This window comes from Mycobacterium sp. DHQP2018-32-09 (genome assembly GCF_058148405.1).
Map to the genome: position 1 here is coordinate 1 of NZ_JBYVYK010000063.1, position 20,317 is coordinate 20,317.

Consider the following 20,317-nt stretch of genomic DNA (forward strand, 5'->3'; position numbering starts at 1 on the left):
GGCGTCGACGGCGGCCGCGGCGCGGGCGCACTCGTCGCGCAGGACGTCGGTGATGGTCGACCCGGGCCGGCGATCACCGCCGGCGGCCACCAGGCGGACCGGCTCGCCGGGGCGCGGCAGCGCCACCCGCACCACCGCGGTCGAACGTCGAGCGAAGGCGTGTCGGGCGGACCTGCGGCGCACGCCCTCGTCTTCGACCACTCGCGCCCCTCTCACCACCCGTAGGACGTGCGTGCCGACGTGGCGTCGCAGCCGGGTCGACTGACGAACCGTACAACCGCCGAGCCGGCTGGGGCGGCCTCGACTCGGCTCTGCCAGCAGATTGTCAGCTGGGGCGCACGTACCCGACGGGTCGGGCGGGACCGGCTAGTGCTGGCCGGGGGGCGGCCCGTTCGGGGGTGGGGGCGGCATGGGTGGGGGTGACATGGGTGGGGGCGGCATGGGTGGGGGCGGCATGGGCGGCGGCACGTCGGGCGGCGCGAACGTCCACTTGTCGGGGTTCTTCGGCGAATACACCACCGGGATGAGCTGACCCATCGTGGGCCAGGCGTTCACGTCGACCACCATGCGCTGATACACGACGTGCTCGTCGACGGTGGGGCCGTTGATGACGCCGCTGATGGTCACGAACTGCTCGCCCTCGGCGTCCATCGGCCGGGGGCTCAGCCCCGTGACCAGCAGGGTGCCGTGCGCCATGCCGCCGCCGGGACCGCCGCCGGAGCCCCGTCCGAATGCAGGCCCCGGCCCCGGTGCCCCGCCCGGTCCCGGCGCACCCGCGCCCCTGTTCCTGATCCGTGGGATCACGATCATCGCGATCGCACCGACGATGAGCATTAGCGCAAGGAATTCCCACACCCCGCCCATGGTAGGCATGCAGCCATGACCTCCGTCGCTGACGACATCGCCCTTGCCCTCGACCTGGCCGACCGGGCCGACGCGTTGACCATGGAGCGGTTCGGCGCCCTCGATCTGCGGGTCGAGACCAAGCCCGACCTCACCCCCGTGACCGACGCCGACCGCGGGGCCGAGGAAGTGCTGCGGGACCTCATCGCCGCGGCCCGTCCCGGCGATGCGCTGCTCGGCGAGGAGTTCGGCGGCACGGCGGTGTTCGAGGGCCGCCAGTGGGTCCTCGACCCCATCGACGGCACCAAGAACTTCGTCAGGGGCGTGCCGGTGTGGTCGACGTTGATCGCGCTGCTGCAGGACGGCGTGCCCGTGGTGGGCGTGGTCAGCGCGCCGGCGCTGGCGCGCCGGTGGTGGGCGGGCGCCGGGGCCGGCGCGCACGCGTCGTTCCAGGGCAGCGTCCGGCGCATCGCCGTCTCGGGGGTGCGCGATCTGGCGTCGGCCAGCCTGTCGTATTCGGACCTGACCGGGTGGGACGACCGCCGCGACCGGTTCCTGGAGTTGACCGACGCCGTCTGGCGGGTGCGCGGCTACGGCGACTTCTGGTCGTACTGCCTGTTGGCCGAGGGCGCGGTCGACGTCGTGGCCGAACCCGAGGTGAAGCTGTGGGACCTCGCGGCCATCGACGTCGTGGTGCGCGAGGCGGGCGGGAGGTTCACCAACGTCGACGGGGCACCGGGGCCGCACGGCGGCAGCGCGGTGGCCACCAACGGATTGCTGCACGACGAGGTGCTGGCACGGCTCGCCGTGGGCTGACCCGTGTGAGGTGTCTAACAGGCGGAACCGATCTTACTCTGGAGTAAGATACGGTCGTAGAGCACTGCCCCAACGACGCGAGGCTGCGACATGACCAACACCCTCCCCGCCACGAACGGCACCACCCAGCGTCCCCGACGCTCCGGTTCGGAGAGCGCCGTCGGACTGCAGAAACACAAGCGTTCGGCCACCGACATCGGACTGGCCCTGATCACTCCCCTCGTCGGCCAGGACTTCCTGGACCGCTACAACCTGCGGAACCCCCTCAACGCGGGCCTGCGCTACGGCGTCAAGACGGTGTTCTCCACCGTCGGCGCCACCACGCGCCAGTTCAACCGCGTGCAGGGTCTCGGCAAGCCGGCCACCCGCCTCAAGCCGAGCGGCGCCGACTACTTCGACCTCACGCCCGACGACGACCAGAAGATGATCGTCGAGACGGTCGCCGAGTTCGCCGAGGAGATCCTGCGGCCCGCCGCGCACGCCGCCGACGACGCCGCCGCCTACCCGCGCGACCTGATCGGCAAGGCCGCCGAACTGGGCATCACGGCCATCCACGTGCCGGAGGACTTCGACGGCATCGCCGAGCAACGCAGCACCGTCACCAACGCGCTGGTCGCCGAGGCGCTGGCCTACGGTGACATGGGCCTGGCCCTACCGATCCTGGCACCGGCGGGCGTGGCGTCGGCGCTCACCCACTGGGGCAGCGCCGACCAGCAGGCGACCTACCTGGCGGAGTTCGCCGGCGAGAACCTGCCCCAGGCCTGCGTCGCCATCGCCGAGCCCCATGCGCTGTTCGATCCGACGGCGCTGAAGACCACCGCGGTCCGCACGCCCGGCGGCTACCGGCTCACGGGCGTCAAGTCCCTGGTGCCCGCCGCCGCCGACGCCGAGCTGTTCGTCGTCGCCGCACAACTCAACGGCAGGCCCGCACTGTTCATCGTCGAGTCGTCGTCCGCCGGCCTGACCGTCAAGGCCGACCGCAGCATGGGCATCCGCGCCGCCGAGCTGGGCCGCGTCGAGCTGAACGACGTCGCCGTGCCGGTGCACAACCGGCTCGGCGAGCCCGACGCGAGCGAGGCCGACCACGCGTCCAACTACTCGGAGGCCATCGCGCTGGCACGCCTGGGCTGGGCCGCACTCGCGGTCGGCACCTCGCACGCCGTGCTCGACTACGTGATCCCCTACGTCAAGGAGCGCGAGGCGTTCGGCGAGCCGGTGGCACACCGCCAGGCCGTTGCCTTCATGTGCGCCAACATCGCCACCGAACTGGACGGGTTGCGGCTGGTGACGTGGCGCGGCGCCGCCCGCGCCGAGCAGGGCCTGTCCTTCGCCCGGGAGGCCGCGCTCGCCAAGCGGATCGCCACCGACAAGGGCATGCAGATCGGCCTGGACGGCGTGCAGCTGCTCGGCGGCCACGGCTACACCAAGGAACACCCGGTCGAACGCTGGTACCGCGACCTGCGAGCCCTCGGCGTCGCCGAAGGCGTCGTCGTCCTCTGATCCCGGCCCCATCCCGCACACCCGAACGGAAAACCCAGTCATGGCAATCAATCTGGAAATGCCCAAGAAGCTGCAGGCCGTCATCGAGAAGGGCCACCAGGGCGCGGCCGAAATGATCCGGCCGATCTCGCGCAAGTACGACCTCGACGAGCACGCCTATCCCGTCGAGCTGGACACGCTGGCCACCCTCTTCGAGGGCATCTCGGAGGCCAAGACCATCTCGTTTGCAGGCGCCGAGGCCTTCGCCGCAGGCGAGGATGACGGCAAGAAGGCAAACGTCAACGGCGCCAACATGTCTGCGCTGCTGAACGCGCTCGAGATCAGCTGGGGCGACGTCGCCCTGCTGCTGTCGGTGCCCTACCAGGGCCTGGGCAACGCGGCGATCTCCAGCGTCGCCACCCCCGAACAGCTCGAGCGGCTCGGCAAGGTGTGGGCCGCCATGGCCATCACCGAGCCCGGTTTCGGCTCGGACTCGGCGGCGGTGAGCACCACCGCGCGCCTCGACGGCGACGAGTACGTGATCAACGGCGAGAAGATCTACGTGACGGCGGGCTCGCGCGCCACCCACATCGTGGTGTGGGCGACGCTCGACAAGTCGAAGGGCCGCGCTGCCATCAAGTCGTTCATCGTGCCCCGCGACCATCCGGGCGTCACCGTCGAGCGCCTCGAGCACAAGCTGGGCATCAAGGCCTCCGACACCGCGGCCATTCGTTTCGTCGACGTCCGCATCCCCAAGGACAACCTCCTGGGCAGCCCGGAGATCAAGACCGACAAGGGCTTTGCCGGGGTCATGCAGACCTTCGACAATACGCGACCCATCGTGGCCGCGATGGCCGTCGGGGTCGCCAGGGCGGCACTCGAAGAGCTGCGCACCATCCTCACCGAGGCCGGCGTGGAGATCTCCTACGACAAGCCGGCCCACGCCCAGAGCGCCCCGGCCGCCGAGTTCCTGCGCATGGAGGCCGACTGGGAGGCCGGCTACCTACTCACGGTGCGCTCGGCGTGGCAGTCGGACAACAAGATTCCGAACTCGAAGGAAGCCTCGATGGGCAAGGCCAAGGCCGCCCGCGTGGCCACCGACATCACGCTCAAGGCCGTCGAACTCGCGGGCACCGTCGGCTACTCCGAGGAGATGCTGTTGGAGAAGTGGGCGCGTGACAGCAAGATCCTCGACATCTTCGAGGGCACGCAGCAGATCCAGCAGCTCGTCATCGCCCGCAGGCTGCTCAACCTGTCGTCCGCCGAACTGAAGTAGGCAGCACGCGAACCGCCATGGCGCCGGCGCGCTAACGTCGGCGCCATGGATTCGTTCACGGCACTCGTAGCACGACACGACGGCGACCAGATCACCACCGCGGTGGAGACGTTGCAGCAGGCGGACCTTCCCGCCGGCGACGTCACCGTCCGGGTGGCGTACTCGTCGGTGAACTACAAGGATGCCCTGGCCGTCACGCCCAAGGGCGGCGTGGTGCGCGACTACCCGATCGTCCCGGGCATCGACCTGGCGGGCGAGGTCGTCGAGTCTCGGTCGCCGGACTTCCCCGTCGGCACCCAGGTCCTGGCGCACGGTTACGACATCGGGACCGGAAAGCACGGCGGCTACGCCGAATTCGCGCGCCTACCCGCAGACCAGGTGGTCGCGTGTGGCGACCTCAGCCCCCGCGACGCCATGGCGATCGGCACGGCGGGCTTCACCGCCGCCATGAGCGTGCGCGCACTCGCCGACCGTGGGATCACCCCCGACGACGGCCCGATCGTCGTCACGGGCGCCACGGGCGGCGTCGGATCGGTCTCGGTGGACCTGCTGGCCGCCGCCGGCTACACCGTCGTCGCCTCGACCGGCAAGGCCGACCAGGCCGACAGGCTCCGGGCATTGGGCGCCAGCGAGGTCATCGGCAGGCTCCCGGCGGATCCCGACGCCACGCCGCGCCCCCTGGGCAAGACCCGCTGGGCGGGTGCCGTCGACTGCGTCGGCGGTGCCACGCTGGCCGACGTGCTGAGCACGCTGTCCTACGGCGGCGCGGTGGCCGCCAGCGGCCTCACCGGCGGCGCCGGACTGTCCACGACGGTGATGCCGTTCATCCTGCGCGGCGTCGCGCTGCTGGGGATCGACTCGGTGCTACTGCCCATCGCCGCGCGCCGCGAGCTGTGGGCGCAGCTGGGCACGTCGCTGCGTCCCCGCCACCTCGAGGACGTGACCACCGTCGTCGATGCCAAGGACGTCGCCGCGGTGATCGACGAGGTGCGCGCGGGCCGCTACTCCGGTCGGGCCGTCGTCCGGGTCGCCGGCGGCTTCTAGAGCGGACGCTTCCAGGAGCGGACACTTCTGGAGCGGACACTTCTGGAGCGGACCTTTCCAGAGCGGACACGGAAACGCCCCGCCGATCCGAGAATCGGCGGGGCGTTTGCGTCGTGTCGCGTGACCCGAAGGCCTGGAGATCAGGCCCCGAGCAGGACGCGCTGCAGGTCGGGCTTCATCTGCTGGAGCTGCTGGCCCCAGTAGGCCCAGGCGTGGGTGCCGTTGTCCGGGAAGTTGAACACGCCGTTCTTGCCACCAGCGGCGATGTAGTTGTCCTGGAACGTCCGGTTGGTGCGGATGGTCAGACCCTCGAGGAACTTGGCAGGCAGGTCGCCGCCGCCCAGCTCGCTCGGCTGACCGTTACCGCAGTAGACCCACAGGCGGGTGCCGTTGGCCACCAGGTTGGGGATCTGCACCATCGCGTCGTTGTACTTCCACGCCGGATCGGTCTCGGCCGGGCCCCACATGTCGTTGGCCTTGTAGCCGCCCGCGTCACCCATGGAGATGTTGATCAGGAACGGCCACCAGCCCTCGGAGGGGTTGAGGAAGCCCGACATCGAGCTGGCGTAGGGGAACTGCGCGGGGTGGTGCGCAGCCAAGACCAGAGCCGAACCGCCGGCCATCGACAGACCGATCGCCGCGCTGCCCGTGGGCTTCACGTTCTTCTGCGACTGCAGGTAGGCGGGCAGCTCCTGGGTCAGGAACGTCTCCCAGTTGTAGGTCAAGCAGCCGCTCTTGCCGCAGGCAGGCTTGTACCAGTTCGAGTAGAAGCTGGACTGGCCACCGACCGGCATGACGACCGACAGTCCCGAGTCGAGGTACCACTCGAACGCCTGGGTGTTGATGTCCCAGCCGTTGAAGTCGTCCTGCGCGCGCAGACCGTCGAGGAGGTAGATCGCGGGCGAGTTCTCGCCGCCGCTCTGGAACTGGACCTTGATGTCACGTCCCATGCTCGCCGACGGCACCATCAAGTACTCAACTGGCAGACCGGGTCGCGAGAACGCTCCGGCAGTAGCGTTGCCGCCCGTCAGGCCGACCAACCCTGGCAGCACCAGCGCCGCCATGGCCGACACCAACAATCGGCGCGCCCAGCGGCCGCCAATCTTGTCAAAGAACATCAAAGAAATCCCATTCAGTTCCGGTTACCGACGTAACCCGTGTGTCCACAGTCCGATGACCGCACTTGCATCGCGGCGACGCGTGTCCGCCCCGCGGTGCGCCCGCTCAACCATGCCATAGGCACCGTGGAGCCGACCAAGAGCATTCAGTTGTCGTGCAGGAAGTAAAACATGGGGCCCGCCCATCGAGAAAGTCGAGCGACCCCCGCCAGCGCGTCGCGGCGACCGAATTTCGCGTTTCCCAGCGAAATCGCCCAGGTCCCTCCGCAGGCCGCCCCGGCCTCCTTCCGGGGGCCTCGAGGCACGCGAACCCGGCCCGCAGCACCGCCCTGACCTGGCTGTCATGCCTGGCCAGGCACTGTCAGTCCACGCACGGAGTTCCCCCGCCGACGACGGTCTGCGACCGCCCGGCAACCGCGGTCGACGTGACCGTCGGCGGTTGCTCGTGCGCCGCGGCGGCGTCGTCGAGCCCATTGGGAAAGTCGTAGCCGTTTCCCAGCGTGACGCGCACGTGACCGGGCGCCACGTCCTGGTCCTGCGTCACGTCGTCGATGTCGAGCAAGGCGGCCAGGTGCCGCGCGCGGGTCGCCACGTCCGGCGCGGCGACCACCGACGTCTGCTGGGGATCGGAGTTGTTGGCCGTACGCACCTCCCCCGGCTGGTAACCCACCGCGGTCAGCGACGCCGAGACGTGGGCCGCCATCCCGGAGACGTCCCCGGCGTTGACCACGTCGACGATCACCGGCCCCGAGTCCCCAGCGTCGCCGGCTGCGGCACTGCCGCCACCCGCGGACGCGTCACCGCGTCCGGAGAACGCATCGCTCACCTCGGCCTTGATCGCGGCCACGTCGACGATGTTGACGTCCTGGCCGTCGACCTTGTCGAACCGCACCACCGGGAGGGTCCTGAACTCGACGTCGGAGGCGGCCGCGTCGAGACGGCGCAGCAGGTTCGGGTCCCACCCGTCCGACAGCACCACGTCGCGGCGCACGACGTCGAGGAGCTTGCCGACGCGCGACATGTCGGTCAGGCTGCCGTCGGCGTGCAGCTGGTGCAGCGCCGAGGCCAGGAAGGCCTGCTGTCGCCGCGTGCGGTCGAGGTCACCCTCGGTCAGACCGTGCCGCTGCCGCACGAACGCGACGGCCTGCGACGCGTCGAGCGTCTGCACGCCCGCCGGGAAGTCGGCCCCGGAGAAGTCGTCGTGCGCGGGCGCGTTCAGGCACACCTGGACGCCGCCGAGCGCGCCGGTCAGGTCGTAGAAGCCGGCGAGCGTCACCTCGGCGAAGTAGTCGATGGGCACCCCGGTGAGGTCGTGGACCACCTTCAGCGTCGCGGCGCGGCCCGCTTCCCGGCCCTGCCGTTCCAGGTCACGCGGGTCGGTGTCCCCGGAGTCGACGAGCCGCTGTTCGGCGGCGGCCTTCGTCAGCCCGTACGCCTCCTTGATCTTGACGTGGTCGTAGCCCTGCACCCCCGACAGTGGGACGTAGTCGTCGCGGGGAATCGAGAACGCGGTCAGGTGGTCGTCGGCACTCAGGTGCACCAGGATCAACGTGTTCGTGTTGTAGCCACCGTCGGACGAGTCGCCGGCGTGCAATTGGTCCAGCAGCGGTTGCGGCAGGTCGTTGCCGTCCTGGTCCTTGCGGGAGTCCAGCCCGATCAGCAGCACGTTGACGTCGCCGTCGGTGGACCGCGCGGCGTCGTGGCCCAGTGCGTCGGAGATCGTGATGCCCGACGTGGCGCCGTGCACCACCCCCCATCCGAGCCCCGTACCGGCGAGCACGCACACCGCCGCGGCCGCCGTCACGAGTCGTACGTGCGACATCCGGACCCCGCTTCCCGCCAGGGGCCGACGACGCCGGCACACCTGGGGCGAGTGTCGGTGAACATGCTGTGACGACGCTGCCGGGAGGCCACCGGGGCGCTGGCAACCCGGTGCGCTGCGACTCGCGACTCCCTAGTCGGGAATGTGGCGCCCCAGCAGCAGTCCCGCGACCACCGAGGCACCGAGTGCGACGAGCCCCAGCAGGATCCACGCCGAGCTGGCATTGCCCGGCACGGTGCGGTAGCCGATGTCGCGCTGCAGCGCGGCGTACGCGTCGTCGAGCTGGGTCAAGCTGTCGGCCGAGAACGACGTGCCCGTCGTGATCTGGGTGATGGTGCGCAGCGTCGCGTCGTCGACGGGCACCGGGATCTCCTTGCCGTCGACGTCGACCGTGCCGTACGGGGTACCGAACGAGATCGTCGAGATCTCCACGCCCTGGTCCCTGGCGGCGCGCGCCGCGGTGTAGGCGCCACGCGGATCGTCGGGGTTCATCGGCACGGTCTCCTTGCCGTCCGACTCCAGGACGATGCGCGCCGCGGCGGGCTGGCCGTCGTCGCCGCCGAGCACGGACTCGACGGTCGCGATGGCCTGCAGCGCGGTGAACAGGCCCTCCCCCGTGGCGGTGCGCGGTTTGGGTTCGAGCCGGTCGATGGCCCGGTCCATGGCCGCCCTGTCGGTCGTCGGTGGCACCAACATCGTTGCACTGGAGGAGAATTCGACCAGTCCGAGATTGATGCTCGACCGCAGCCCGTGCGCGAAGCGCTTGCCCGCCTCCTTGGCGGCCTCGATGCGGCTGGGCGCCACGTCGGTGGCGGCCATGGACTCGGACACGTCGATCACCAGCATCACGACCGCGCGATCGCGTGGGATGCGCTGATCGGCGGTGGGATTGGCCATCGCGATGGTCAGCGGCACCAGGGCCAGCGCCAGCAGGATCACCGGGAGGTGACGCCATCTGCGGGGGCGCAAGGGCGCCACCCGTTGCAGGAGTTCGAAGTTGGCGAATCGCAGGGCCCTGCGGCGGCGACGTGACGTCGACGCCACGTAGGCCACCGCGAGCAGCGCGATGACACCCGCGTAGAGGAAGAACCACGGGTCCTGGAATCCCGACACGCTCAGCGTGCCCAGCAGCGGAAGCGTCACACCGGTACCCGCCGGTTCATCAGCAGTCCGGCGGCGACGGCGACCGTCACCGCGAGCATCCCCCAGCGCAGCCACGGCGTGCCGTCGGGCGCGGTCAGCGACTGATAGCCGATCTGTTCGGCGACGTGGGCGTAGCTGCGGTCCAGGTCGTCGGCGGTCTGCGCCGCGTACCATCGGCCGCCGGAGAGCTGGGCCACCTGCTTGAGCGTGCTGTCGTCGACGGGGACCGGCACCGCGGAGCCGTCCATCTGGATCGTGCCCCGAGACGTGCCGAACGAGATGGTCGAGACGGTGACGCCTTGATCCTTGGCCGCGCGTGCCGCGGTGTACGCCCCCTGGGGCGCATTGGGATTCGACGGCTTGGTCTCCTTGCCGTCGGAGAGCACCACGATGCTCGCCGGCGGTGGATCCTGATCGTCGGAGATGATCGCCGCGACCTCCCGCACCGACTGCAACGCCGCGAACATGGCCGCGCCGATGGCCGTCGACTCACCGGTGCTCAGGTGGTCCAGGGCCTCGACGGTGGCCTGGTGATCCGACGTCGGCGGCACCAGGACCTCAGGCGACCCGGAGAACTGGATCAGCCCGAGGTTGACTCCGGGCGTCAGCTGCCCGGCGAACCGCTTGGCCGCGGCCACCGCGGCGTCCAGGCGGTCGGGGTCGACGTCGGTGGCCCGCATGGACGGTGAGACGTCGATGGCGAGCAGGATCATCGCCCGATTGCGGGGTATCCGCACGTCGTGCATCGGGCCTGCGGCCGCGATGGTCAGCGGCACCATGGCCGCGAGCAGCAGCACGATCGGCACGTGCCGCCACGGCCGGGGCCGACGCGGGCGCACCGACCCCAGCAGCGCCGCGTCGGCGTAGCGGGTGAGCCGCCGCCGACGGCGTATCTGCACCACCACGTAGGCCGACACCAACAGCGCCGGCGCCGCGATGACGCTCAGGACCAGCGGGTGCGCGAACGACGTGCCCAGCACGGGATACCTCCGATCTGGTCATGCGTTGTCGCGGCTGCCGTGGCACGGGTTGGGCGGGGGCGGGCGGTCACCGCAGCCGACTGCGCAGCTGCGGATCGTGCTCCCACCACAGCCCGGGTCGTGGCGCGGCGGTCGCGACGTCGGGAGATCCGGCGACGAGCGGGGTGGCCTCCTCCGCGCGGTCGGGTCCTGCAACGGGCTCTGGGTGGAGTCCTGCAACGAGTTCTGCGTCGAGTTCTGCGTCGAGTGCTGCGTCGATGGCCGCCGCGCGGACGCGGTCGTCGGCGGCGAACAGCCGCATCAGCACGACGACGAACACCATCCCGACCAGGTCGCCGAGCAGCCAGAGCACGCCCGCCCCGATGGTCTGATCGGTCCTGCGACTCGGCCCCCAGGAGCGTTCGACCGCGTCGTAGTAGGGGCCTGCGAGCAGCGGCCCCAGCCAGATCACCAGACCCAGTACCCCGTCGCCGAGGGACTCCACGACGCTGATCAGCAGCGAGACCGACGGTGAGTAGCGGCGCGGCACGGGGTCGGCCTGAAGCCGCGCGTAGAAGTAGCCGAAACCGATGCCGATCAGCGCGACGGTCGTCGCCGCGCCGATCGCGGGGCTGCGGAGGGCGGCGCCGTACCAGGGGGTGAGGTAGAGCAGCCACGGCGTGGCCAGCATCGCCGCCGACGTGGCGAGCGGGTGTGTGGCGATGCGCGCGCCGCGTGACCCCAGGGCCCGCCCGGCCCGCCGCCGCCAACGCGTGGGCAGGGCGGCTCCGAGGACCGTCAGCGGCGCCGACACCGCGAGCAGGAACGGGGCGACGTAGAGCAGCAGCAGGACCTGTAGCGCTCGCATCCAGAACAGGGCGGGCGCGTAGCAGGCGACCGCACAGAAGGTGGCGACGACGAGCACGACCATGCCCGCCACGAAGCACCATGGTCGCGGCCGCACGCCACCGGGGCCCGGCCGCGCGCGGTGACCGCCGCGGCGCAGCGCCCACGCGTACGCGATCGTCAGCGCCACGACGAGGCACGCCGCGGCGCCGTCGAAGGTCCACGACGTGATGGCCGTCGCCCAGGTCAACGGGACGGCTGCCGCGTTCATACTGTGAACTATGCGGGCGTCAGCTGTCGAAACGTTGTCAAGAGCACGGGAATTCGTTGAGCGTCGGCGGGGGTGGGCCATTGACCGACGCCAAGCCTGAAAGTAACGTCAGCTTCACTTTTGCTGCCGTCGAGACGAGGAGGTCGCGGTGGAATCGTTCGTTCACCTACGCAAGGGCGTCACCCCCAAACGCGTGCACGCCGATCTCGACGGGCTCAAGGACGACGAGCTGGGGCGCGGCGGGTTCGTCGGTCGCACCGCGAACGTGTACCGGCGCCACGACCCCACGGCGTACCGGGCGGTGGGCCCGCTGCGCCCCCTCGACGTCCTGGCCGACCAGCTGACCCCCGCCGACGCCGCGGATGCCGCGGGCGCCCCGCTGCCCCTGTTCGCCAACCCGGACTGCCAGATCCTGCTGTCCCGCCGCAGCGCGGCCATGCCGTTCTTCGTCCGGTGGGTCGACGGCGACCTGCTGTCGTTCGTCCACGAGGGTTCCGGGTTGCTGGAGACCGAGTTCGGGCCGCTGCCCTATCGCCGCGGCGACTGGGTGTACCTGCCGAAGGCATGCACGTGGCGGCAGGTCCCCGACGAACGGACGACGCTGCTGATGGTGCAGGCCACCGACGAGTTCCGCGTACCGCCGCCGGGCCCGCTGGGCCGCCACTTCCCGTTCGACCCGGCGCAGGTGGTGATCCCGGATCCGCACCCCTGCGACGACGACGGCCGCGACGAGTACGAGGTGCGGCTGATGCACGACGGTGGCCCGACATCGCTGTTCTACCAACACCATCCGCTGGACGTGGAGGGGTGGCGCGGTGACAACTTCCCGTTCACGTTCAACGTGGCCGACTACAACGTGGTGACGTCCGACAGCATGCACCTGCCCCCCACCGTGCACCTGTTCATGCAGGCCACCGGCGTCTACGTGATGAACTTCCTACCGAAGCCCGCCGAGGGGGTGCCGGGCACCGAACGCACGCCCTGGTACCACCGCAACGTCGACTTCGACGAGATCGCCTTCTTCCACTCCGGTTCGCTGTACGGCATCCCCATGCCCCCCGGGCTGATCTCGCACGCGCCGCAGGGGGTGCATCACGGCGCACCGGAGAAGGCCCGCGAACGCGCCCGCCGCACGTTCGACGAGTTCGACCGCGTGGACTGGTCGGTGATCGCCATCGACACGCGACGCCGCCTGGTGCCGTCGCCGCAGATCCTCGCCAACGACCTCGGACAGCACGCATGAGCGACTACGAACGCATCCCGTACCTGATCGCCTACGCCAACACCTCCAGCGTCCGCGACGTGTACGGCGGCGTCGCCGAAACCGTGGTGCTCGAGAGCCACCTGCTCAAGCCCACGACCCCGAGTGACACCGTGCTGGTGTTCATGCACCCCATCGGAGGAGGCGCGTACCTCCCGATGATCACCGCCCTCGCCAAGGCCGGCCACCACGTCATCTACTGCAACAGCCGGTTTCGCGGAACCGACACGGCCCTGCTGATGGAGAAGGTCGTCGAGGATCTCGGCGAGTGCATCAAGGACGCCAAGGACCGACTGGGGTACGCCAAGGTGGTGCTGGCGGGGTGGAGCGGCGGCGGTTCGCTGTCGGTCTTCTATCAGCAGCAGGCGCAGCGGCCCACCGTCACGTCGAGCCCGTCGGGCGACGGGCCGGACCTGACCCGGCTGGGCCTCGTTCCCGCCGACGGCATCATGCTGTTGGCCGCGCACGTCAGCAGGCACGGCACGCTGACCGAGTGGCTTGACGCGTCGATCCTCGACGAGGCCGATCCCACGCGTCGCGACCCGGAGCTGGACCTCTACGACCCGGCCAATCCCCACCAACCGCCGTACACCGCGGAGTTCCTGGCGCGTTACCGCGCCGCGCAGCTGGCCCGCAACCGCCGGATCACGGCGTGGGTCAAGGACAAGCTGGCCGAACTGCGCGCCGGCGAGCACCCCGGGGCACGCGACGAGGAGTTCGGCTTCGTGGTGCACGGCACCATGGCCGACCCGCGGTGGCTGGACCCGACGGTCGATCCGAACGAACGCGAGCCCGGGACCTGCTATCTGGGCGATCCCCGCGTGGTGAACAACTCCCCCGTCGGCCTGGCACGCTTCTGCACGCTGCGCAGCTGGCTGTCACAGTGGAGTCATGACGACGCCAACGGTGACGCCGTGAAGGCTGGCCCCGACATCGCGGTCCCGACGCTGGTGATCGGCAACCTCGCCGACGACGCGTGCACGCCGAGCCACACCCATCGGCTCTTCGAAGCCATCGGGCATCCGGACAAGGAACTGCACGAGATCCCCGGCGCCAACCACTACTACGTCGGGCCGCAGCAGCGCGAGCCGCTGCGCCGTGCGGTCGAGGTCTGCACCCGGTGGCTGCGCGACCACGGGTTCGCGGCACCGCTGCCGGCGGCTCCGCGATGACGGTGACCGGGCCGCTCGACGGCATCCGCGTCATCGAGGTCGGCACCCTCATCTCGGGACCCTTCGCCGGGCGGTTGCTCGGCGACATGGGGGCCGAGGTGATCAAACTCGAACCACCGGGCGCGCCGGACCCCCTGCGCACGTGGGGGCAGGCCGAACTCGACGGGCATCACTTCTTCTGGACGGTGCACGCCCGCAACAAGTTGGCCGCGACGCTGAACCTGCGGCTCGACGCCGGACGCGCGCTGTTCCTCGACCTCGTCGAACGTTCCGACGTCGTCATCGAGAACTTCCGGCCGGGCACCCTGGAGAAGTGGGATCTGGGTTACGACGTGCTGCGGCAACGCAATCCGGGCATCATCCTGGTCCGCGTGTCCGGTTACGGGCAGACCGGACCGGACGCGCACAAGGCGGGTTACGCATCGGTCGCCGAGGCCGCGAGCGGGCTGCGCCACATGAACGGCTTCCCCGGTGGTCCGCCGCCGCGGCTGGCGCTGTCACTCGGCGACAGCCTGGCGGGCATGTTCGCCGCGCAGGGAGCGCTCGCCGCGCTCTACCGCCGCAGCGTGACCGGCGTCGGTCAGGTGGTCGACGCCGCGCTCACCGAGGCCTGCCTCGCGGTACAGGAGTCGACGATCCCCGACTACGACGTGGGCGGCGTGGTCCGCGGCCCGTCGGGCACGCGGTTGGAGGGCATCGCGCCGTCCAACATCTACCAGACGGCCGACGGCAGCTGGGTCGTCATCGCCGCCAACCAGGACACCGTGTTCCGGCGCCTGTGCACGGCGATGGGTCGGCCCGAACTGGCTTCGGACCCGAGGTTCGCCGACCACGGCGCCCGCGGTCGTCACCAGGACGAACTCGATGGGATCATCGCCGCATGGGCCGCCACCCGCGCGCCCGCCGACGTCATCGCCACGCTCAACGACGCCGGGGTGATCAGCGGCCCGATCAACACCGTCGCCGAGGTCGTGGTCGATCCACAGCTGGTGGCGCGCGGCATGATCGCCGACCACTGGGACGAACGCATCGGCCGAAACGTCAAGGGCCCCGGTGTGGTTCCGGTGTTGTCCGAGACCCCGGGCACCATCCGGACGGCCGGCTCCGCGGCGCCGGGGCAACACAACGACGAGGTGTGGCGCGACCTGCTGGGCCGCTCGGCCGAGGAACTCGACGCGCTGCGTACCGAGGGGGTGATCTGAACGTGGGTGATCTGAGCGTGGGTGACGTGAACTTGGGCGATCTGAACTCGGTCCCCGAACGCGTCACGATCCGCGAGGTGAGCCTGCGCGACGGTTTGCAGATCGAGGCGCCGATCCCGTTGGCGGCCAAGCTCGAACTGCTCGACGCCGTGCTCGCCACCGGGGTGCGCGAGGTCGAGGTGACGGCGTTCGTCTCGCCGTCCAAGGTGCCGGCGCTGGCCGACGCCGCCGCACTGGCCGCCGAACTCCCCCGACTGCGTCAGGGTCACGACGTCGAGTTCTCCGCCCTGGTGGCCGGCCCGGGCGGCGCGGCGCGCGCGGTGGCCGCAGGCATGACGTCGCTGGAGTACGTGGTGTCGGCCGCCGACGGTCACAGCCGGGCGAACGTCGGCCGCTCGGCCGCGGAGTCGACGGCGCTGATCGCCGACATCACCCGCATCGCCCACGACGCCGGCGCCACGGTCGAGGTGATCGTCGCCACGGCATGGGATTGCCCGTTCGACGGCCCCACCGACCCGGCGCGCGTCCTCGACGTCGTCGCCGCCGCCGTGGAGATCGGCGCGGATCGCGTGGCGGTCGCCGACACCATCGGCACCGCGACGCCACGACGCGTCACCGCCCTGGTCGAGGCGCTGCGCCCGGTGATCGCCGGGCTGCCGCTGGGCGCGCACTTCCACAACACGCGGGGTGCGGGACTGGCCAGCGCGTGGGCGGCGGTGTGCGCGGGCGTCACGCGGCTGGACGCCTCGGTCGGTGGCCTGGGCGGCTGTCCATTCGCCCCGGGTGCCAGCGGCAACATCGCCACCGAGGACTTGGTGTACCTGCTGCGCGACGGTGGCGTGGAGACGGGCGTCGACCTTCGGGGCGCCATCCGCGCCGCCGAGGTGGCCCGCACCGCCGTGGGACACGACCTGCCGAGTGCGCTGTTGCGCGCCGGTGATCGGATGCTCGCCTGAGCATGCCGCCCGAGACGCTCACCGCCAAGGGGCAGCGCACCCGCGAGGCCATCGAACTCGCGGCCCGCACGCTGTTCGCCGAGCGTGGCTTCCACGGCACGACGCTCGGCGACATCACGTCGGAGGCGGGTAAGTCGGCCGCGGCGTTCTACCGCTACTACGCCGACAAGGAAGACCTGCTCTACGCACTGGCGCAGTCGTTCCTGCACGACGTGGTCATGCCGTCGGGGTTGGGCGTGCACCTGCCGTCCTCGCCGCAGGACACCGGGTTCTTCACCACGGTCGTCTCCGGCTACTGGAACATGTTCAAGCAGAACTTCGGCATCATGATCGCCGTGAACCAGTTGGCGGACTCCCGGCCGCGTTTCGCGGCCGTGCAGCAGGAGTTCCGTCGCTTCGGCGCCGACGTGGTGGCCGCCTCCGTCAGACGGGCCCAGGAGCAGGGCCACGCCGCCGACGTGCACCCCGAGCACACCGGCGTGGCGATCGCGCTGCTGTTCGAGAACTACACCGTGGTGTCCATGCGGGGGCTGCCCACCATCACCGACGCCGAGGCCATCTCGACCCTGGCGACCATCTGGAAGAAGACGCTGTACGGCTGAACCGCCACCGACCGAAGGGACGTCACCGTGGATTTCTCCCTGCCCGAGCATCTTCCGGGCCTGCTCGCCGAGATGGACGCGTTCATCGACGCCGAGATCGCCCCGCTGCAGGCCGAGCACCAGCAGTACTTCGACGAGCGCCGCGAGTACGCCCGCACCGACTGGGAGAACGGCGGCATCCCGCGGCGCGCCTGGGAGGACCTGCTCGACGAGATGCGTCGCCGCGCCGACGCCGCCGGGTGGCTGCGCTACGGCCTGCCGTCCCGGTTCGGCGGCCGCGACGGAACCAACCTCGACATGGCCGTGATCCGAGAGCATCTGGCGCACAAGGGACTCGGCCTGCACAACGACCTGCAGGACGAGTCGTCGATCGTGGGCAACTTCCCGCAGGTCATCATGATGGAGCGGTTCGGCACCCCCGAGCAGCAGGCCGAGTGGATCGAACCGCTGCTGACCGGCGTGCGCTCCATGGCGTTCGGGCTGTCCGAGCCCGACCACGGATCGGACGCGACGTGGCTGGAGACGACGGCGGTGCGCGACGGCGACGACTGGGTGATCAACGGTGCCAAACGCTGGAACACCGGGGTGCACCGGGCCACGCACGACCTGGTGTTCGCCAGGACGTCGGGCGATGCCGGCTCGGCGACGGGCATCACGGCGTTCCTGGTGCCGTGTGACGCCCCGGGTTTCACGGTCCCGTTCTACTGGTGGACCTTCAACATGCCCACCGACCACGCCGAGGTGCTGCTGCGCGACGTCCGCGTGCCCGCGGCAGCAGTGCTCGGTGAGGTGGGCCATGGGCTCGACGTGGGGCAGACGTTCCTGCACGAGAACCGGATTCGGCAGGCCGCGAGCAGTCTGGGTGCTGCGCAGTACTGCATCGATCGCGCCGCGACCTACGCCGGACGGCGCATGGTGTTCGGCAAGCCGCTCGCGGTCAACCAGGCCGTCCAATGGCCACTGGCGGAGTTGCAGACCGAGGCCCAGATGGTGCGCCTGCTGGTGTATTACGCCGCCTGGCACCTGGATCGCAATCATCACATGGAGGTGAGCGACAAGGTGTCGATGGCCAACTACCGGGCCAACCGGCTGGTGTGCGAGGCCGCCGATCGGGCCATGCAGATCCACGGTGGCCTCGGGTACAGCCGGCACGAACCGTTCGAGCACATCTATCGTCATCACCGTCGCTACCGCATCACCGAAGGTGCCGAGGAGATCCAGATCCGGCGCGTCGCCCAGCGGATGCTCCGGCTCGGCTCGCGACCGCGATGACCGGTGACGATCTCGCGACCGCCCTCGCAGGCGTCCTCGGCGCACGCGCGGTCACGGGCCTGCGTCGGCTGACCGGCGGCGCGAGCCGCACCACGTGGACGTTCGAGGCCGACGGGCGTCGGCTCATCCTGCGCATCGGCCCGGCCGACGAACTGCACGCCGGAATGACGCTGGAGGCCGCCGCTTCCGCCAGAGCCCGGTCCGCGGGCGCGCCGGTTCCCGAGGTGCTGATCGCCGAGGATTCCCCTGCCGCGCTGGGCAACCCGTTCCTGATCGCCGAGTACGTCGGCGGCGAGACCATCGTGCGGCGGATCCATCGGGCGCTCGACACCGTGTCGCGCGCCGCGCTGCTGACACAGTGCGCCGAGGCGCTCGCCCACGTCCATCGCGCCGATCCCACCGGACTTGGGGTGCCCACCGTCGACTCGCTGGCGCAGTGGCGCACTCAGCTCGACGAGATCGGGGACACCACCGCGACGTTCGAGTGGGCGTTGCGCTGGTTGTCCGCGCATCGACCCGAGCCATCACCGAAGGTGTTGGTGCACGGCGACTTCCGGATGGGCAACCTGATCGTCGACGTCGAGGCCAGGCCGGCGCGCCTGGCCGCGGTGCTGGACTGGGAACTCACCCACGTCGGCGAGGCGTACGAGGATCTGGCGTGGTTCTGCCAGCGCGCGTGGCGATTCGGCGCCGGGCGCGATCTCGGGGCCGGCGGTCTCGGCAGCGTCGAGGAGTTCCTGCGGGCCTACGAATCGGCGTCGGGCACCTCGCTCGATCGACGCGTGCTGCACTGGTGGCTGGTGTCCTCGACGCTGCGCTGGGGAATCATCTGCCGCTATCAGGCGCATCGGCACCTGTCCGGGCAGACCCGGTCGATGGAGTTGGCCGCCATCGGCCGCCGCGTCTGCGAGACCGAGTTCGACCTGCTGAACCTGCTGGAGGCGGCGTGAGCGCCCCGCACTACCGGCCGACGGCGGCCGAGTTGCTGAGCGCGGTCCGCGAGTTCCTGGAGACCGACGTCCGCGGCGCGGCGCCCGAGCTGGACTTCCAGGTCCGCGTCGCGGCCAACGTGCTGGCCATCGTGGAACGCGAGATGCTCGACGCCGGGTCACCGGACGGCGGTCCCGACCTGCTGGGACATGCCGACGAGGCCGCACTGGCCGCGGCCATCCGGCGAGGTGACCTCGACGGCCGCGACGCCGAAGTGCTGCCGGTGCTGCGGGCGCTGGTGGCTCGGCGGCTGAACGTCGCCCACCCGGGGTACGAGCGCGAGTAGCCTCGACGCGATGAAACCCCTCTCCGCGGCCGACCTGACCGGATCGTGGCGCCTGGATCCCGGGCGTACCGTCGTGGGCTTTCGCAGCCCGACGTTCTGGGGCCTCGCGCACGTCTCGGGCCGCTTCGCAGACGTCACGGGGTCGGGCGAGGCGGGCGGCGCGGGCCCCGAGGGGGCCACCGGGCACCTGGAGGTGGCCACCGGATCGGTGACCACCGGCATGCGCAAGCGCGACGAACACCTGCGATCGGCCGACTTCTTCGACGTGGAGCGGTTCCCGACCGCACGGGTGGACGTCGAATCCGCGTCCGTCTCCGGTGCGGCGACGGTCGACCTCCGCGTCCGCGTGGCGGTCAAGGACCGCACGCTGACCCTCACCCTGCCGGGCACCGTGACGGCACTGGACGACGGCGCGGTACGGGTCGCCGTCGGCGGGCGGTTGAGCCGCAGGGCGTTGGGCGTCGACGGGAATCTGCTCGGGATGATGGGCGATACGGTGACCGTCGAAGCGACCGCGGTGTTCGTCGAGCAGTCGTAGAGTCAGCGACGTGGCCGACTCCGCCCGTTCCCCCGGGAACCCGATCCGAGTCCTCGTCTACTCCGACGATGCCCACGTTCGCGACCAGGTGAGATCGGCGCTGGGCACACGGGTCCACCCGGATCTGCCAGAACTCGTCTACCTCGACGTCGCCACCGCTCCGGTGGTGACGAGCACGATCGACGCGGGCGACGTCGACCTGGCGATCCTCGACGGCGAGGCGACGCCCGCCGGCGGCATGGGTTTGGCCAAGCAGCTCAAGGACGAGGTGGCCGAGTGCCCCCCGATCCTGGTCCTCACCGGACGCCCGGACGACGCGTGGTTGGCGTCGTGGTCACGTGCGGAGGCCGCGGTGCCGCATCCCATCGACCCCATCCGGCTCGGCGAGGCCGTGGCCGCACTCATCCGTACGCTCGTCTGA

At 70.6% G+C, this 20,317-nt stretch carries 21 protein-coding genes; 14 read left to right on the forward strand and 7 right to left on the reverse strand.

Annotated features, from left to right (window positions below):
- A partial coding sequence (locus AC30CM_RS23810; protein WP_490119385.1) for a hypothetical protein occupies positions 1-201 on the reverse strand: 201 nt, incomplete at its 3' end.
- A gap of 165 nt (positions 202-366) precedes the next feature.
- Positions 367-855 carry a hypothetical protein gene (locus tag AC30CM_RS23815; protein WP_490119386.1) on the reverse strand — a complete coding sequence of 163 codons (489 nt, stop codon included), beginning with the start codon at positions 853-855 and terminating at the stop codon, positions 367-369.
- Between the two features lie 24 nt (positions 856-879).
- On the opposite strand from AC30CM_RS23815, the gene hisN reads away from it, so the two are divergent.
- From hisN to AC30CM_RS23835, 4 genes are all read left to right on the forward strand, one after another.
- Positions 880-1,659, forward strand: a complete 780-nt coding sequence (hisN, locus tag AC30CM_RS23820) for a histidinol-phosphatase (protein ID WP_490119387.1) — start codon at positions 880-882, stop codon at positions 1,657-1,659.
- A 90-nt stretch (positions 1,660-1,749) separates the two neighbouring features.
- Positions 1,750-3,159, forward strand: coding sequence for an acyl-CoA dehydrogenase family protein (locus AC30CM_RS23825; protein ID WP_490119388.1), 1,410 nt, complete (start codon positions 1,750-1,752; stop codon positions 3,157-3,159).
- Positions 3,160-3,199: 40 nt separating this feature from the next.
- Positions 3,200-4,414, forward strand: coding sequence for an acyl-CoA dehydrogenase family protein (locus AC30CM_RS23830; protein WP_490119389.1), 1,215 nt, complete (start codon positions 3,200-3,202; stop codon positions 4,412-4,414).
- A gap of 45 nt (positions 4,415-4,459) precedes the next feature.
- On the forward strand, positions 4,460-5,458 hold the full coding sequence (locus AC30CM_RS23835) for an oxidoreductase (protein WP_490119390.1): 999 nt from the start codon (positions 4,460-4,462) through the stop codon (positions 5,456-5,458).
- Positions 5,459-5,598: 140 nt separating this feature from the next.
- Here AC30CM_RS23835 and AC30CM_RS23840 read toward each other — a convergent pair whose 3' ends face one another.
- From AC30CM_RS23840 to AC30CM_RS23860, 5 genes are all read right to left on the reverse strand, one after another.
- Positions 5,599-6,579 carry an esterase family protein gene (locus tag AC30CM_RS23840; RefSeq protein ID WP_490119391.1) on the reverse strand — a complete coding sequence of 327 codons (981 nt, stop codon included), beginning with the start codon at positions 6,577-6,579 and terminating at the stop codon, positions 5,599-5,601.
- A gap of 358 nt (positions 6,580-6,937) precedes the next feature.
- Positions 6,938-8,398, reverse strand: coding sequence for an LCP family protein (locus AC30CM_RS23845; RefSeq protein ID WP_490119392.1), 1,461 nt, complete (start codon positions 8,396-8,398; stop codon positions 6,938-6,940).
- A gap of 132 nt (positions 8,399-8,530) precedes the next feature.
- Entirely contained in the window at positions 8,531-9,541 is a 1,011-nt protein-coding gene (locus AC30CM_RS23850) for a VWA domain-containing protein (protein ID WP_490119393.1), read from the reverse strand.
- A complete protein-coding gene (locus AC30CM_RS23855; protein ID WP_490119394.1) occupies positions 9,538-10,521 on the reverse strand; it encodes a VWA domain-containing protein in 984 nt (327 codons plus the stop codon). Before AC30CM_RS23855 ends, AC30CM_RS23850 begins: the two co-directional genes overlap by 4 nt.
- 67 nt (positions 10,522-10,588) lie before the next feature.
- Positions 10,589-11,617: a cytochrome c oxidase assembly protein gene (locus tag AC30CM_RS23860; protein WP_490119395.1), complete on the reverse strand. Its 1,029-nt coding sequence runs from the start codon at positions 11,615-11,617 to the stop codon at positions 10,589-10,591.
- 148 nt (positions 11,618-11,765) lie between these two features.
- On the opposite strand from AC30CM_RS23860, the gene AC30CM_RS23865 reads away from it, so the two are divergent.
- From AC30CM_RS23865 to AC30CM_RS23910, 10 genes are read left to right on the forward strand one after another with little or no spacing between them, the layout of a single operon-like run.
- Positions 11,766-12,860 carry a homogentisate 1,2-dioxygenase gene (locus AC30CM_RS23865; protein WP_490119396.1) on the forward strand — a complete coding sequence of 365 codons (1,095 nt, stop codon included), beginning with the start codon at positions 11,766-11,768 and terminating at the stop codon, positions 12,858-12,860.
- Positions 12,857-14,050, forward strand: a complete 1,194-nt coding sequence (locus AC30CM_RS23870) for an alpha/beta hydrolase family protein (protein ID WP_490119397.1) — start codon at positions 12,857-12,859, stop codon at positions 14,048-14,050. Before AC30CM_RS23865 ends, AC30CM_RS23870 begins: the two co-directional genes overlap by 4 nt.
- A complete protein-coding gene (locus tag AC30CM_RS23875) occupies positions 14,047-15,252 on the forward strand; it encodes a CaiB/BaiF CoA transferase family protein (protein WP_490119409.1) in 1,206 nt (401 codons plus the stop codon). Before AC30CM_RS23870 ends, AC30CM_RS23875 begins: the two co-directional genes overlap by 4 nt.
- Before the next feature lie 41 nt (positions 15,253-15,293).
- Positions 15,294-16,208 (forward strand): hydroxymethylglutaryl-CoA lyase, encoded by a 915-nt coding sequence (locus AC30CM_RS23880; RefSeq protein WP_490119410.1) that lies wholly within the window; start codon positions 15,294-15,296, stop codon positions 16,206-16,208.
- Positions 16,209-16,210: 2 nt separating this feature from the next.
- The gene (locus AC30CM_RS23885) at positions 16,211-16,810 is read left to right on the forward strand and encodes a TetR/AcrR family transcriptional regulator (protein WP_490119398.1); all 600 of its coding nucleotides are present in this window, start codon (positions 16,211-16,213) and stop codon (positions 16,808-16,810) included.
- Positions 16,811-16,837: 27 nt separating this feature from the next.
- Positions 16,838-18,082 carry an acyl-CoA dehydrogenase family protein gene (locus AC30CM_RS23890; protein ID WP_490119399.1) on the forward strand — a complete coding sequence of 415 codons (1,245 nt, stop codon included), beginning with the start codon at positions 16,838-16,840 and terminating at the stop codon, positions 18,080-18,082.
- Complete coding sequence (locus AC30CM_RS23895) at positions 18,079-19,032, forward strand: phosphotransferase family protein (RefSeq protein ID WP_490119400.1); 954 nt, start codon at positions 18,079-18,081, stop codon at positions 19,030-19,032. Before AC30CM_RS23890 ends, AC30CM_RS23895 begins: the two co-directional genes overlap by 4 nt.
- Positions 19,029-19,358, forward strand: coding sequence for a DUF6285 domain-containing protein (locus tag AC30CM_RS23900; protein ID WP_490119401.1), 330 nt, complete (start codon positions 19,029-19,031; stop codon positions 19,356-19,358). Before AC30CM_RS23895 ends, AC30CM_RS23900 begins: the two co-directional genes overlap by 4 nt.
- A 10-nt stretch (positions 19,359-19,368) precedes the next feature.
- Complete coding sequence (locus AC30CM_RS23905) at positions 19,369-19,896, forward strand: YceI family protein (RefSeq protein ID WP_490119402.1); 528 nt, start codon at positions 19,369-19,371, stop codon at positions 19,894-19,896.
- Positions 19,897-19,906: 10 nt separating this feature from the next.
- Entirely contained in the window at positions 19,907-20,317 is a 411-nt protein-coding gene (locus tag AC30CM_RS23910) for an Rv3143 family two-component system response regulator (protein WP_490119403.1), read from the forward strand.